11 protein-coding genes and 1 other annotated feature are annotated in these 16,232 nt (G+C 41.7%); of the genes, 10 read left to right on the plus strand and 1 reads right to left on the minus strand.

What is annotated here, in order from left to right; genetic code table 11:
• Positions 1 to 17: 17 nt before the first annotated feature.
• Entirely contained in the window at positions 18 to 488 is a 471-nt protein-coding gene (locus FC98_RS11660) for a helix-turn-helix domain-containing protein (protein WP_082603028.1), read from the plus strand.
• Positions 489 to 628: 140 nt separating this feature from the next.
• Here the strand turns inward: FC98_RS11660 and FC98_RS11665 are convergent, their stop codons facing one another.
• The gene (locus FC98_RS11665; RefSeq protein WP_008856005.1) at positions 629 to 1,357 is read right to left on the minus strand and encodes a matrixin family metalloprotease; all 729 of its coding nucleotides are present in this window, start codon (positions 1,355 to 1,357) and stop codon (positions 629 to 631) included.
• A gap of 716 nt (positions 1,358 to 2,073) precedes the next feature.
• Between FC98_RS11665 and FC98_RS11670 the strand changes: the two genes are divergently transcribed.
• The 9 genes from FC98_RS11670 (at position 2,074) to FC98_RS11705 (ending at position 16,217) form a co-directional block, all read left to right on the plus strand.
• Positions 2,074 to 4,014, plus strand: coding sequence for an ABC transporter ATP-binding protein/permease (locus FC98_RS11670; protein ID WP_008855597.1), 1,941 nt, complete (start codon positions 2,074 to 2,076; stop codon positions 4,012 to 4,014).
• Positions 4,015 to 4,468: 454 nt separating this feature from the next.
• Positions 4,469 to 4,706, plus strand: a binding site (T-box leader).
• A gap of 211 nt (positions 4,707 to 4,917) precedes the next feature.
• Positions 4,918 to 6,039, plus strand: a complete 1,122-nt coding sequence (locus FC98_RS11675) for a 5-methyltetrahydropteroyltriglutamate--homocysteine S-methyltransferase (protein ID WP_008855599.1) — start codon at positions 4,918 to 4,920, stop codon at positions 6,037 to 6,039.
• 407 nt (positions 6,040 to 6,446) lie between these two features.
• Positions 6,447 to 7,790, plus strand: a complete 1,344-nt coding sequence (locus tag FC98_RS11680) for an APC family permease (RefSeq protein ID WP_056949608.1) — start codon at positions 6,447 to 6,449, stop codon at positions 7,788 to 7,790.
• Positions 7,791 to 7,934: 144 nt separating this feature from the next.
• Positions 7,935 to 8,720: a cyclase family protein gene (locus FC98_RS11685; RefSeq protein ID WP_008855601.1), complete on the plus strand. Its 786-nt coding sequence runs from the start codon at positions 7,935 to 7,937 to the stop codon at positions 8,718 to 8,720.
• A 303-nt stretch (positions 8,721 to 9,023) separates the two neighbouring features.
• Positions 9,024 to 9,293 carry a type II toxin-antitoxin system RelB/DinJ family antitoxin gene (locus tag FC98_RS11690; RefSeq protein ID WP_056949609.1) on the plus strand — a complete coding sequence of 90 codons (270 nt, stop codon included), beginning with the start codon at positions 9,024 to 9,026 and terminating at the stop codon, positions 9,291 to 9,293.
• 96 nt (positions 9,294 to 9,389) lie between these two features.
• Entirely contained in the window at positions 9,390 to 9,578 is a 189-nt protein-coding gene (locus FC98_RS14420; RefSeq protein WP_235803628.1) for a type II toxin-antitoxin system YafQ family toxin, read from the plus strand.
• Between the two features lie 227 nt (positions 9,579 to 9,805).
• The gene (locus FC98_RS11695) at positions 9,806 to 12,193 is read left to right on the plus strand and encodes a hypothetical protein (RefSeq protein ID WP_054655941.1); all 2,388 of its coding nucleotides are present in this window, start codon (positions 9,806 to 9,808) and stop codon (positions 12,191 to 12,193) included.
• Positions 12,194 to 12,206: 13 nt separating this feature from the next.
• Entirely contained in the window at positions 12,207 to 14,315 is a 2,109-nt protein-coding gene (locus FC98_RS15195; protein ID WP_056949610.1) for a DUF5776 domain-containing protein, read from the plus strand.
• Between the two features lie 216 nt (positions 14,316 to 14,531).
• Entirely contained in the window at positions 14,532 to 16,217 is a 1,686-nt protein-coding gene (locus tag FC98_RS11705; RefSeq protein ID WP_056949611.1) for a DUF5776 domain-containing protein, read from the plus strand.
• Positions 16,218 to 16,232 lie beyond the last annotated feature (15 nt).

Below are 16,232 nucleotides of genomic sequence, written 5' to 3' on the forward strand. Positions count from 1 at the left end.
CGGGATTTTTATGAACTATGAATAATTCAGGGCTAACTGAGAGAGTTAAGATCACAAAAACGAGCTTTACTAATTCCCATACTTACCTTATTCAGGCTGATAAGGATATTAATGATCGGGCCAATTATATAGTCCCCTTTGATGATCCTGATATTAATTTAAGGTCTGATTATCAGATTTACAGGAGAATCAATGGGTTCCTTCAACCTTCTGAAATTAAGGCTAGTCGGAGGAGATTGGGCCTTTCATTGAGAGAATTGGCGGCAATTTTAGGAATGAGCTTTAGTACATTATCCGAAATTGAAAATGGCCTGGTTCTACATTCTCAAATTCAAGATAATTTGTTGCGACTACTGGCACATGGGGACTTGCTTCAACAATTGGCCGTTTACCACAAAAATTATGTCATTAGCCATTTCGACTCAAAAACATTTGAAAGTATTATGAAAAAGCTGAAACATACCGAAATTCTAAAGCTACAGGGATAGTGTGCGGAATCAAGTGGTTAACTCTCAGTTAACGTTTTGTAAATTAATAGTCAAACTAGAATAAGGTGACCGGAATATGTCTGATTCCAGTCGCCTTATTTTTGTAATCTTGATCTATCCATTGAGGATCTGATTAACTTCTAACTTGCATACGCGCGTCTTAACCCTTCAACATCGCTGCTAATGATACGTCTGCCGACGGGGGTAGGGTTCATGATGCTTTTATCGGAGTTAGAATGCCCTAACCCAAGTGCGTGACCCAGTTCGTGCTCAGCAATCCGCGTTCGGTGTGCTTTAGAGTAGTTATAGTCCCGGCAAGTGTCGTCATAAACTACGGCCGTTGCGACCTTTAGCAGTGGTAGATTGTTGATCCGCTGTTCGTTATAGAATGTCGTGGTACATAGACCCGAATGTTCTGGTTGAACGGCATTATCAACGTCCAAATGGATATCAGGACTACCAGTATCGGTTTGGACTAATTTGACAACTTTACAGTCATTCCAATTGGCAACGGCGGTATTCCAGACATCACGGTAATAATCGGAATGGGTATCGATTCTATATTTGATGGTCGTGTTTTCCCAGCGGTATTTAGCTGGTGTGATGATCTCTGCCGTATCTTCGAGTGCAAAAAGTGGTTGAACGGGATCACTCTTTTGAGATTTTGATTTACCCTTTTTGGCTTTGGTCTGTTTCTTAGTGACTTTACGCGTTTTCTTTTTCGGTTTCTTTTTTACAACTTTTTTCTTTGCCTTGGCGTGGCTGGTAATTGGCTCATTTACTATCGAGGATTTGCTAATGGATATGGTGGTAATCGTAAAGGCGAGCATCGACACAGTTACGACGAGGTATTTTATAATGGCTTTCATGACAATCTCTCCTTAGTGGGCAGGGTTCATTAATCAAATACGAAAAACGAATCCCAAAATTTTGTTTAGCCCCCGCTAAATCGCCCTCAGAAATTGTCTTTTAATTATATTCTTATGATAACCATTAATTAACCGCGTGTCATGTTTGGTGCCTAGTAAGAAAAAGTGAGCGGAACAAAGCGGTTAGAGTCCGGAGCATAAGTCTCCGCCAGCGGAAATCCCTGGGCTTGGGATTTTTGCTGGTGGTGCTTATGTGCAGGACTCTGCTTTGAGGAGCGGTCCTAAGAAAAAGTGAGCGGAACAAAGCGGTTAGAAAGCGGAGCCTAAGTTGACTCATTCAGAAATCCCCGGGTTTGGGATTTTTGAATGAGTTAGCTTAGGTGCAGCTTTCTGCTTTGAGGAGTGGTCCTAAGAAAAAGTGAGCGGAACAAAGCGGTTAGAAACCGGAACATAAGTCTCCTCAGACAGAAATTCCCGGTTTTGGAATTTTTGGCTGAGATATATATGGAAGTTTCTGCTTTGTGCAGCGGTCCTAATCTAGATAAAAAATGTCACTAAAGTAATAATCCCTAAACCAATAATCTAGTAGAATTAACTCCCCAATTTGTCCCATATCTGTCTTCTCATCCCAATAATATAAAGCTTCCGGTATGCAAATTTAGTAAACTGCGTTAAAATAACACAAGCACTTTAACCAGACTGAATTGGAGGAACTTATGAGCTATTTAGAATTACGGAATATCAAGAAGTCCTACTATTTGGGCAATCAGGAATTTCCGGTGTTGACCGGGATTGATTTGGCGTTTAACCAAGGCGAATTCGTTTCGATCCTCGGTGAGTCCGGTGGCGGGAAAACGACTTTAATGAATATTATTGGTGGCTTGGATAGTAATTATTCCGGGGATGTTGTGTTAAACGGCAAATCCCTGCGTCACGATACCTCCAAGCAATTGGATGCATATCGGCGCCAAACCATTGGCTTTATCTTCCAAAACTTCAATTTGATTAGTCATTTGACGATTTTTCAAAACGTCATGGTTTCCTTGCAGATGACCACGTTAAGCCATCGAGAACAGGAACAACGGGCACATGAGTTACTGACCAAGGTAGGCCTAAAGGAACACATGAAGAAGTACCCTAATCAAATTTCTGGTGGTCAAAAGCAGCGGGTCGCAATTGCTCGGGCGTTAGCATCTGATCCGGAAATCATCATTGCCGATGAGCCAACGGGGGCTTTGGATAGTCAAAATACGCAGGAAATTCTGCAGTTGTTGGATGAAATTGCGACCGAGGGCAAATTAGTCATCACGGTCACCCATTCGCAGACTGTGGCTGATTATGGCACTCGAATTGTTCGTTTGGCCGATGGCAAGATTGGTGAAGATACGACGATCAAGAAGCCATATACGGCAAGTAACGCCAATGAATTATCGACCCGGACGCTTAAATTTGGGGCCACGTTAAAAATGGCGTTGGAAAACATGCGGTATAACCTGAAACGGAACTTATTAATTGTTTTTGGGGCGGCAATCGGGATTTTTAGTGTGATCGTCATGTTAGGTCTTGGAAACGGTGTTCAGGGTTACATCAATCACGAAATTTATTCGCAGGTAAATCCGAATGCGGTTCAAGTGACGAAAAACGTGTCAACTGATTCCAGTCCTGACATGAATAAAATTAGCGTTAGTGGTAAGGATAAGTCACGGATTAAGGACATCAAGAACGTCCAAAGCATTGACAACGGCTTTTTTGTGCAGGGCGGCAGCCAGTTGCGCCAAGGTAGAAAAACCGCGTCAGTATCGTTTATGCAGACGTATAACAAGACGATTCTGAGTAAGAGTATTTCTAAGGGTAAAGCACCTAAAGATGGTCAGATTATGCTGACTAAGGAGATTGCCGAGAAGTTTAACAAGAAGAACCCAAATTCAATGGTTGGCAAGAAGATTACTTTCTACCAGAACACGTTGGATAAGCAAAAACGGCCTGTGGTTTTGAGTAAGACGCTGACGGTTAGCGGTGTTTCCAAGGCCAATACTGGTTCGACGTCGGTTACTTATAATACGATGAAGACGATCTATCAGGATAAGGGATTAACCATTAAACCAAATTTTGTGACGGTCGAAATTGCTGGAAATGTTAAAAATGTGAAGCCAGTTACTAATAAGATTAAGGCGTTCAAGAATGATAAAGGCAAGGCAGCCTACCAGATTACTGGGGTTGGCGGCTTTGTGGATACCTTGAACACTTACATTACGTTGGCGGTTAATGTCTTGGCAACGATTGCTGGCATTTCATTGTTAGTATCAGCCATCATGATTATTGTGGTGCTCTATATCAGTGTGTCAGAACGAACCAAGGAAATCGGGATCCTGCGGGCGCTGGGTGCGTCAAAGGGCAGTATCAGAAACCTATTCTTCTCAGAAGCCTTCTTCATTGGCTTGTTCTCGTCGGTGCTAGCAATTGTATTAGCAGAAATCCTACAGATGGTTGCCAATAACATTGCCCAATCCGGAATCAATTATTCGATCATGCAAATATCGACGGGAAATCTAATCTTCGGTTTCGTGGTATCGGTCGTCATCTCATTGCTGGCAGCATTGGCACCAGCAGGGACGGCTGCGAGGTTGGATCCGATTGAGAGTTTGAGTTATGAATAATAGGTAAGCGTGCGGAGAGAAGCGTTTAGGTGCGGTAATATAAGGGTCCTCCCGCTAAAATCCTGGTTTTGGGATTTTAGCGGGAGGACCCTTATATTGTTAGCACCTGCTTCTCGGAGCACTACTCCACTAGGTAACGGCGGAAATCCTGGTTTTGGGAATTTTAGAGATAAGACGGCTTACGTTGGCTACCATCAGCTTTCAGAGTACCATTCAACTAGGCAGAAATATTAGAAACACAAAAGCACCAATTAACAAAGTTAGTGAGAGCAGCTATTAACAAAAATAATTAAATTAGTGTGAAATCAGATCAATTCTTTCATCATTTCTTCATTCGCCAATTCACTGTTGTATCAACACCTACAACTATTTTTCGTCTATAAAAAATCACCAATATTAAAAAGTTCCTTGACTTTCTCATAATTGCGACTAGAATACTTAATTAAATTGATAAACAAAAGCAGTGAAAAGATGAGTAGTCTTGGAACGGCAGCAAGAGAGTTCACGTTTGGTGAGAGTGAATTGCCGGGAATTGATGAAGATGGTCTTTGAGCGAGATATTGTTGAGCAAAAGCGAAATAATGTGGTGAACGCACCTTACAGCGGCAGGCATTGATTCATAGTGCTTATTGAGTCACACAGTGTGAGCTGTGTGAAAATTAAGGTGGCAACACGACAATATCGTCCTTGTACAGATTTATTTCTGTATGAGGACTTTTTTTATCAGTGAGCGGATCCAAGCGCTTAGGGATCGGAGTGTAAGTCGCCTTGAACGGAAATTCCGGTTTTGGGAATTTTTGTTCAAGGTGCTTACATGCAGATCCCTGCTTGGAGGAGCTGTCCTAGTATCAGTAAGTGGCGTAAAGCATTTACAGAGCGAAAAAAATTAGAGGAGTGGTCAAAATGACAGTAGCAATCAAAACAAAATTTCCAAACCGGTATGATGAAGTAGGTAGTTTATTACGGCCAGCGAGATTGAAGCAGGCACGGGCAGATTATGCAGCCCATAAGATTAGTGCTGACGATTTGAAGAACGTTGAGAACGAGGAAATTGAACGAATCGTCAAGAAACAAGTTGAATTAGATCTAAAAGACGTTACTGACGGTGAGTTCCGTCGTAGTTGGTGGCACTTGGACTTCTTTTCTGCCTTGAAGGGTGTGCAGTATTTTATTCCGGAGCATGGGTTCATTTTCCATGGAGAAGAAACCCGCAAAGGTGGCGTTAAGTTCACCGGCAAGATTGGCTATAATCCAGAACACCCATTTTTTGAAGGCTTCAAATTCTTAAACAGCATTGTTCCCGATGGCGTGACCGCTAAGCAAACTATCCCAAGCCCAGACGTGTTCTTCCCAAATGAAGATGCTGAAGTTTACGATGACTATTATCAAGGCGATTTTGATGCTTTCTTAGCGGATGAAATCGAGGCTTACAAGCAGACTGTCCAGCACTTTTACGATCTGGGCTGCCGTTATCTCCAAATTGACGACACCTCATGGGGCATGTGGGCAAGCTTTTCTGATAAAACGTTGAAGCCAGAATTAAAACCGTTAGCCGAAGCTGCTGTGAAAGCCATTAACGCCATCGCGGATAGCAAGCCTGATGATTTAACGTTGACGATGCACGTATGTAAAGGCAACTACGATTCAACCTGGGCCGGTGCTGGGGCCTATGATCCGGTTGCCGATTACTTAGCTCAGTTGCACATTGACGGCTACTTCTTGGAATACGATGACGAGCGCTCTGGCGGTTTTGAACCATTGAAGAAGATTGCTGATAATGGCCGTGACCAACGGGTTGTAATTGGGTTGGTTACAACGAAAAAGCCAGAATTAGAGGCTGAAACATTATTGAAGGATCGAATTAAAAAAGCCAGCGAATTTATCCCGTTGAACAACCTTTGTTTATCACCACAGTGCGGCTTTGCTTCAACAGAAGAGGGCAATCACCTAACTGAAGAAGATCAGTGGGATAAGCTGCGGTTGGTGGTTAAGGTAGCTAAGGATGTTTGGCAGGATGCTAAGTGAATTAAGTTAACTATAAAGAAAACCATGAGAAGAAGAGTAATTGTCAGAATTAATAGTCAGAGAGCCCGGATGGTGGAAACGGGCAATCAATTCTACGGTGAAGATGAACTTTGAAAGGTGTGACGCCGTGCAAGCAGCGTGATCGGTAGGAACCGTTACTTTCCCTGGTATCAATGGTACCGATGAGATAATTCAAGCAAAAGTGAGTCAACTCAAGCTTGAAGTATGAATAAGGGTGGTAACGTGATAATTCGCCCCTTACATGGCTAATAGGCTATGTGAGGGGCGTTTTTTGTATCTAGCATTAAAGGAAGTGATGGTAGCCAGCTAGCTGATTTTAAATATTATTTTGACATTATTCAAATCATTGATTATTAAATTATTGAAAATTCTGGAGGTCATGCAATATGGCAGAAAACGTTAGTCCAGCATCACTCAAAGTGAGTTTAACCACAAAAGATTTATTAATTTACGGCATTACGTTTATGATTCCAGTTGCCCCATTAGCTTTTTATGGGTCATTCTTACAACCAGCCAATGGGATGGTTGCCCTTGCATACTTGATCGGGATGATTGCGATGCTCTTTACAGGATTTAGTTACGCGACGATGTCCGCGCGATACCCATTTTCCGGTTCAGTATATACCTACGTTCAGGAAGGGACTAATCGGGGCCTCGGCTTTATCGGTGGCTGGGGAATCACCCTTGATTATTTTCTGATTCCAACGATCACCTATTTGATCACCCAATCATTTGGTGAATCATTATTGCCCGGTGTTCCTGGTTGGGCCTGGATTGTTGTCTTGGTTGCGCTCAATACCTGGGTGAATATTTTAGGGGTTAACGTTGTGACCAAAGTTAGCTGGGCGTTGTTTGCCCTTCAAGGCATTGTGTTATTGGCATTTGTGATTGGAACAATTCGGTTGTTGGTCACTGGGGCCATTCACCCAAACGTCGTTGCCTTTTATAATCCAGCTCATTTCAATGTTTCAGGTGTCTTGCAGGCAACCGGGATCGTGATTGTCAGCTACCTCGGCTTTGATGCTATCAGCACGTTGTCAGAAGAAGCTGAAGATCCCCACCATTCAGTTGGCCGGGCGATCATTCTTTCCATCGTTGGCATTGGGTTATTGTTTGTTGTGATCACAGCCTTAGCTGGCTTTGTCGCTCCGGATTATCAAAATTTGAATCCCAACACAGCATTTTTAGGGATTCTGCAGCGAGTTGGCGGCACATGGTTGGTTAAACTAGCTGATATTACCATCATCCTCTCGTTTGGCTTTGCGAGTGGGCAAGAAGGCCAAACCGCTATTTCTCGAATTCTCTACGCAATGGGTCGCGATGGCATTTTACCTCGTCAGTTATCCGTTTTGCATCAAAAATATCGGACACCGGTTGTTGCCATTGTCTTGGTGGGTGTCATTTCACTCGTTCTTTCGTTGACATTGTCTCAAGCAACAGTCTCCAACCTCGTTAGTTTCGGTGCCTTGTTTGGCTTCATCTTATTGAACTTGTCGGTTGTTTGGAAATTCTATATCAAGGGCGATCACGGCTCGATCTTATCGGCCATTAAATACTTGGTTTCACCATTGATTGGCTTTGGTGTCAGCACCTGGATCTTCTTGAGCCTCACCCCTGAAGCTAAAATTGTCGGCGCAGCTTGGATTGCGGTTGGCATCGTCATTTTGCTGGTCCAAACTAAGTTCTTCACGCGACGGACACCAGGACTTGACTTTTCAAATAAGGATTAATTAGGACAGCTGCATAAAGCAGAAACTTTCACCCAAGCACCTTGAACAAAAATCCCAAAACCGGGGATTTCTGTTCAAGGAGACTTAGGCTCCAGTTTCTAATCGCTTTACTTCACTCACTTTATAATAAAGGAGAAATTGATTATGACAACTAAAACAGCAGAAGCAGTAACCAGCGTTAAGAAAACGGAAAATGAACAATTACTTCAGCAAACCGTTGAACAGTTAAAAAACTTCAAGTGGGTAGATTTGACCCACTCGTTTGGACCGGAAAGTCCGCGCTTCCCAGCCTTTGCTAAGCCAAAATTTAATACGATTTCTACCCATGCGGACGGTTTTTTCGTTAAGGAGTACACCTTCCCAGGTCAGTTTGGGACTCATCTGGATCCACCGATTCACTTTGATGCTCACCAAGACACTTATGTAGAGGATATTCCGCTCAAAAAGTTCGTTTTGCCACTGGTCGTCATTGATCGATCAAAGGAGGCCAGTGTTAATCCAGACTCTTCGTTGAGCGTCGCTGATATCAAACAATGGGAGAAGAAACACGGCAAGATTCCGGAAGGTTCATTTGTCGCACTGAGAACGGATTGGGGTAAGCGTTGGCCAAGTCAGAGTAAGTTTGAGAATTTGGATGATGCCGGTCAAGCTCATTACCCGGGTTGGGATCTTGACGCATTGAAGTTCATTTACGAACAACGAAACGTCGCCGCAAACGGCCATGAAACGTTTGATACCGATACGGCTACCAAGCAGGAAAACGGCTTAGTGGGTGAATACTATGTCTTGTCCCATGGCCACTATCAAGTCGAGCTGCTTGATAATCTGGACTTGGTTCCAGCTACTGGGGCTTATATTCACATTTCTGTACCCAAGGCTGAGAAGGCGCCTGGTTTTCCGGTGAGGGCGTATGCGGTGGTGCCGGAATAGATTGGATGTAAGTTGAATTGAGTTGTGAGTTATTAATAGCATTAAAAATTGAGCACTACCGGCCTGGCTGGTGGTGCTTTTATGTACTTGAGATTATTACTTGTTAACGGTGCTCTTTCCTGAAAAATACTGACGCCTGATGTACTTAGCACGAATTGCTGAGGTTGTTGGAGAAACTAATTGACTACTTATCGTATTTAACAAGTATGAGGATGAACGAAAGGATGGATTTAATTGAATAATAGCACTTGTTTGTATGACATTGCACCACAATATGATAAGATGTTGGCGGAGATGATAACAATGACTAAAGATACAACGCTGACAATTCGGCTTAATAAAGAAATTAAGTCACAAGCTGCAAAAGTTGCTGCTGGAATGGGAATTGACCTCGCCACTGCGATTAACATGTTTCTGGTTCAAATTATCAAGACGGACAGGTTACCATTTGTGCCAACGGGTGAAAGCGAGCTTGATCAATCCTTGAACGATGAAAATGCGGGTCGGGTTAGCAAGCCGTTTAATAACGCTAGTAGTCTGCTTGATGGTGCCTTGCGGGATAAGTCAAAATGAGTCGGTATCAAGCACGCTACACTAACAGTTTTAAACGTCAATTGCGAAAAACACTTAAAACACCAGGAAACTATCGAGAAGAAATTGCTGTCGTAATTGATTTACTATATAGAAGATATGGTTTTATCAGTGAAATATCAGGATCACCCTTTAAAAGGAAAGTGGTTTGATCATCGAGAATTGCATATCAAGCCAGATTGGTTGTTGATCTATCGAAAAGATAATCAGCAACTGTTTTTGACATTAGTTGCAACTGGGTCACATGCTGATTTGTTTAATATGTAAAGTAATCATAATTGAATAACCTCCATAATCAATTATGAGTAAATTAATCATTGTAGTGGATTTATGAATTAAGTCTCACTGGCTAGTTGGCAGGTGGGACTTTTTAGTATGATCATTCCAGCAAAATATTACGGCTCGAATAGTTGACCTGTTCAGGTATGAACAATTAGAATAATAATGAGGGTATCAAATTATTAGTTATTTTGTTATTTTATGGGGAGGATTATATGAATACTATTGAGGGAAAAAGCAACATTGGCTGGAGTTTACGGACGATGCTGCTGACGTTGTTTAGTTTGATAGCTTTTTTTGCAATGGCAAATTTTTCTACTTTGGCAAAGGCCGCAACGCCTTTTGGACAAATTGTATCAACGCAAATATTTCAACATGAAATAGATAATCAGATGGTTGATACTAATGATTTCGATGATAAACCAACTTCTAAAGTTGCAGATAATAAATCACCAATATTTACGGGTAGCGGGATTTCGCTGGATCCCAAATCTGCTCAGGGACCCTTCTATCCCAATGATAAGATTAAGATATTTTTAAACTTGAAGCTAAGTAGTGATGGTAGCGACTTCACTAACGGTCAAGCTACTATGACACTTAGTAACAAGTATTTTTCAAAGGTTACTTTAGCTGATATGTCAGTAGGAAGTGTATTGAAGGACACACCAAAGATAACTACCGATGGGGACAACACCGTTATTACATTTAATTTTAATACGATGCCAAGTGGTCACAGTGCTGCGATTCCGGTCACTTTATCATTAACTCCTGGGCACGTTAAGAATGGTTATCAATATCCCATTAAGGTGAACTTTAAGGGGGACAATGCTGATTACACGCCACAAGATTTTGAAGTCCAGGCAAAAACAGATTCGTTGCCGGTTTATATGTCAGATGCTGTAGCAACATTAGACGCCGGGTATTGGGACGGAGATAAATTGAACGCCAATTATGATTTACAAGCAGAGGGTGCTGATTATTTACGAAGTGGTGTCAAAATGGCTGATGTTGATCCAGGAGAGTACACTTTTACAATCAAGCTATCATCTCAGCAGATTGGAGTGGCTGATCCAGGAAAATGGAAATATGATAAGACAAAAAATACATTAACTCAGACGGTTACCGTTGATCCAGCGAGTCAAGACAACCCTTCACTTGGGGGATTTAAACTTACCTTTCTAAAGGGGTTTGTGGCTAATTCATCAGAACAAATGGAGGCTTCAGTTACTGGGCCAAATACGCCAAACACTACCAACGTAGGCGTAGCAAGTCTTAAGAAGGAAAAACCGGTTACGTCAAAATTTAGAGTATCAAACGATAAAAGAATTCGTTTTAATAGTTCCAACGGGGATCAATTTTTGAGTGTTAATACGAACGTGGTGACCCCTGAAGTACCGGTAATTTCAACGTTAACGCCTATTGATATGAATGATCCAAGTGGTACCTTAGGTGCTAGTGGAGAAATTGGAACAAACAATGCAACTAATGAAGGGTTAAATGACCCCGATAAGCTCGAAAAGGGAATGAATTATGCTAAATTAACTAGTATTATTGATAGTCCCGGAAATATTAGTGATAGGTTCGACAATTTTGTCTACCCGCTTAATAAGCTGGAATTTCAAGGTGGGGATGGCATTCATCCTGCAGTTAAACAAGGCTTAGAACAAAATACGGTTTATGGAGACGGTAAGGAAATCGGGCATGTGACATTTAACCAACCACTTGATCTGAAAGACCAAAGTTATAAAAACTTAGAAATTAAGTTTAAAGATCCGGTTATATTTGATAATTTGAGTGATTCAAGATATTTCCGAGTTCAACTTACCGGCCATATGACGGCTGCTCAAATTGATAACTTTAAAAATAGCCCGAATGTAAATGTCATCACTCGTGATTATTATAATTATCTCGAAAGTGACACAACTACAACTGAACCAGATATAGAGCAACCATCTACTAAATATGCCCATGATTATATTACTCTAAATAGGCGGGCACCACATGTTGTTCAGCCACCGGAACTTACTGGAAGTTTGTTAACTTTATTTGGACAAGATTCCTTTAAGTCTGGAGCTCGCTATTATCCACAAGTTAATGCGGGTAATGATTTGTATATAGAATTACTCGTTGGAGTGGATCACAATGAAGATGCACATATAAAGCCTAAGAATTCGAAAGTAGTATTCATAGTTCCTGATGGTGTTGTGCCTGACTCTCAGCAATCCCCTAACTCAAATTTAACGAATATCACAACAAAAACGAATTATAACAATTCTGGGAAAACCGCGATTTTTGCGGATATAAAAGATGTAGATGATTATGTTGATTCAGTTAGCATCCCTGTGCATAAATATTATCTTGCACTTAAGCCCGATGAAAATTCTCTAGTACTCGGTAATTATCCAGTTGAGTCTTTCTTTGTGGCTCAAAATAATAATTATGTAAATGGGAATCCACTAACTTACGGTGATTTTATTGTTAATCCGAGTGAGACAAACCTTGATAAAGAAAAGAACGGTTCTTATGGATTGTATGCTGAAACCAATAATGAGAGTAATGTAATTTCTAATAGTGCGATATTTCATTTAAATCGAGGATTTTAATCCAGTTCGTCAATTGATCACGACTGCAAAAGTTGCAGTGTTGGACCCTGATACCGGTCAGCAAGGACCTTTTGTTACGAATAGTGGTTTGAGTGCATATAGTGGTGATACTGTTCGTTATCAAGAGAACCTGATAAACACTGGTTTAGAAGATTATAATTCTTTAGATGTTTTGGATGTACTTCCGTATGATGGTGATCTGTTAGTAGATGGCAGTCCAAGAGGGTCTCAGACGTCTATAGCTCTTGCCAGTCCACTAAGCATTACTCGTACGGATAAGGACAACAAGGAAATACAGGGTGGCTATAAGGTCTTGTACTCTACTGATAAGCCTAGTTCGAATGCACACGATAATTACAGTGCAAAGTTTTCAGAGGATGCGCCAACTGATTTAAGCAAGGTCACAATGGTTCGGGTTGTATCAACGACCCCCACGCCCTTAAACGTTGGTGATAATCTGAAAATTACTTATGACGCGAAGATTCCTCATTTGGATAGTGTTAAGACTGCAGTCAACACGTTTACTGTTCGAAAAGCGGAGGGTGATCAGAATTTAACACAGTCAACTGATGCGATCATCAATGCACAGCAACCCCTTGCAAATGTTACAATCCAATTTTATGGTAAAAAAACAGATAGTGATAATTATGCACCGATTGCATCTCCAATCAGTGTTGATTCGCAAAAGCTCGGTCAACCTTTTAAAGCTTATGAAAAAGACTATCTTAATCGGGTGCCGCAAAACTATGTCCCAGTTGATAACGATGATCATGGGTTAGCAAAAGTGTCACGTGATCCCACCCAAAACGTCATCAAACTCTATTACAAGTACCAAGAAACGCCAGTGACTCCCGCAACCGTTGACGGAACTGCCAAATTCAAAGATAAGGATGGTAATAAAATTGCTGATGACATTCCATTTGGCTTCAAGGAAGATGAGAACAAGGCATACAAGCTGGACGACAATCAAGCTGTTCAGAAGACCAAGGATAAGTTGGCAGATGACTATACGTTCGTAGACACAGATCAACCAACTAGTGGCATCTTTAAGAAGGATAACCCAGTTGTAATTACTTACAACTTCGTGAAAAAGGGTGCCGTAACGGTTCGCTACGTTGATACTAATGGCGTTAGAATTCATGATTCACAAATTCTCAAGGGCAAACCGGGTACGCAGTATGACGTTTCTGGAAATAAGTACCAACTAACAATTCCGGGTTATACGTTGGATAAAACCAAGATGCCTAAGAACATGAGTGGTCAGTTCATCAAGGCTGGGACGGTTGTTACTTATGTCTACAAGAAGAACGAAACCCCGGTTAATCCGATTAACCCCGTCAATCCAGTAACACCAGTCAATCCAGTTAATCCAACACCATCGCCGCAACCGACGCCTGCACCTAAGCCAACGGATACGAAGCAGCCTAGCGTGATCGCTAAGAAAGGTGAGGCCGTCTACTCACTGAAGAAGATTTACCTTTACAAGCACAACACATTCAGTAAGCGCGAACGACTTGCGGGATACGTTCAGAAGCCACGAGTCTACCGCCCAATGTTCGTGGTAACGGGTTACGCCCATTCCAAAAACGGTCATCTCCGTTATACAGTCCGGGACGTTAACCACTTGACTAAGAATCGCCACAAGAAGGGATACATCACCGCTAACTGGAACTATGTCCGACCAGTTTACTATCAAAGTAAGCACCAGACACTCACAGTGATTAACCCGCGTGGCGTCAATGCTTACAAGAAAGCAAACTTGACTGGCAAGGTTCGTAACTACACACAAGGCACTCAATTAAAAGTGATTAAATTTGTTCATCATAACCTGACTACCCGTTACGTTTTGAGTAATGGTCAATACATTACCGGTAACCGTAAGTTGATCCAAATGGGCAAGCAGAAGATGCCTCGTTACGTTAAGGTGAAGAAAAATATCAACCGTTACAAAGATGTTAACTTAACCAAACGTAACCAGCATATTAAGAAGGGCACTAAGCTGCGAATTAAGAACTATGATTTCTCGCAAGCTAACAGTGTTACCAACACGGGTACGATGAAATATCACGTTGCTGGTGGTTATATCACAGCAAATTCAAAATTCGTTAAAGTGTTCAAATAGTTGCTAAAGCGTTACAAAAGCCTATCGTCAAATCGGTAGGCTTTTGTATTATCAGTAAAATCTAACGGCTGAATAAATTAATCAACGTGTGCAACCAATTATGAGTAATTTACTCATTCTTTGATAACTAATGAGCATAATAATACCGTTTTACCAATCGCTCTGATAATATAATAGTTGTAATCGTTGTCATGAATTTAATAAGGGGGAATCGAAATGGCCAACCAGACGATGCACGTTAGCCTAGCTCGCACCGTTCGATTAATAGTGGCGTTTATTGCAACGCTCGTTTTCGGGGGATTATTGACCCACCAAGCTGCTGTTAAAGCAGCCGAAACAGATCGAATCACCTATGTGCTGCACGCAATTGACATTTATGGCAATCCAATTAAGGCGCCATTTAATGATAGAGAAATAGTTGATACTGACCTCACAAAATCTAATATTGATGTGACAGGGATTGTCACCAAAACGTTGGATGATGGGCGATATGTTTTATCTGGCTATTATGGGGATGCTAAGAATGATATGCAGATGATGGATTATAGTGACTTTGTTGAACACCCAGAGTGGATTGATGATTGGCTGACTCATATTGAGACATACGCGCGGCGGTACGATACAACGACTGATGTCATTAACACTTATTTTGTTTATCGGGATACAAAATCTGATAAACCGGCTCAGATTACGATTCCGGATGGCGCTCAAACCAGAGAGCCTGGAAAAGTGAAGTTCTTTTTCACTGATGTCAATGGTAAAGAACTTAAAGCGCCAATCACATTTGAGGGGTATGATGATTATCCAAGCTTAAGAGGCACGTTTGGGATGTATATCAATCATCAAGAAACGAATTATCGTTACTACTATATGGGTGCGGTTGCCCGTTATCCTAATCATGATGGCACATATATTTATAGTAATCAGCGGCTATTTGCCAATAACATGGCTAATGTTTCAGATATTGTGTCACAGAAAATCCTGCAAGAAAACTATATGTATGGATTTGCGGTGAACGGGCCGTGGGAAAGTGGGATGACCGTGACCTTCGTCTATGATCCGGTTGCACCACTTACCCGGACGTTAACTGTGGAATATGTTGATGAAACGGGTAAGGCGCTTGTCGGCCACCCAGCTCAAACCAAACAATTAAAGACCGGTAGCGACTACACCGAAACAGCGCCTGAAATTGCGGGTTACACCTTGATGGGGGACAAAACAATTTCCGGTAAATTGAGTGACGATGCTAAAATTACCTTCAAGTATCGAAAAAATGTGACGCCACCTAATCCAGACCGTGGTGGTTCAAATACCAATTCAGAAACGAACAAGCAAACGGTCACTGAGCCGGTAAAACCAACGCCGGAAGTCACAGTACCATCAACGTCAACGACCAAGCAATCCGCCAAGTTGCCGAATTATGCGGCCAAAGAAGGCGCGGCAGTGTACGCAGCTAAGCATATTTATCTATACAAGAACGCCACTTTCAAGAAATCACAACGAATTGTCAGCTATCCGAAAACAAAACGAGTAAACCGGCCAATGTTTGTGGTTACCGACTATGCGCGTTCAAACGGTGGGGCGTTGAGATACAAGGTTCGCGATGTCAACCATAAGAGCAAAACGGCTGGCAAAACGGGGTATATTACCGCTAATCGGAAATTCGTGGTGCGGGTGTACTATGCTTCAATGCCAAAGGATAAGTCGATTACGGTGATTGCTAAGAAGGGCGTTAATGCTTATCAGAATGCTAATTTGACCAAGAAAGCGAAGAACTACAAGAAGGGTACACATCTTAAAGTTAAGAAAATCGTGCGTCACAACTTAACTTCTCGTTATCAACTGTCTAACGGTGATTACATCACTGGTAATAAGAAATTGGTTATTCAGGGTAATCATTAATATGGGTGGTAATTA

Source organism: Lentilactobacillus kisonensis DSM 19906 = JCM 15041 (assembly GCF_001434135.1).
Classification (GTDB): Bacteria; Bacillota; Bacilli; order Lactobacillales; family Lactobacillaceae; genus Lentilactobacillus; species Lentilactobacillus kisonensis.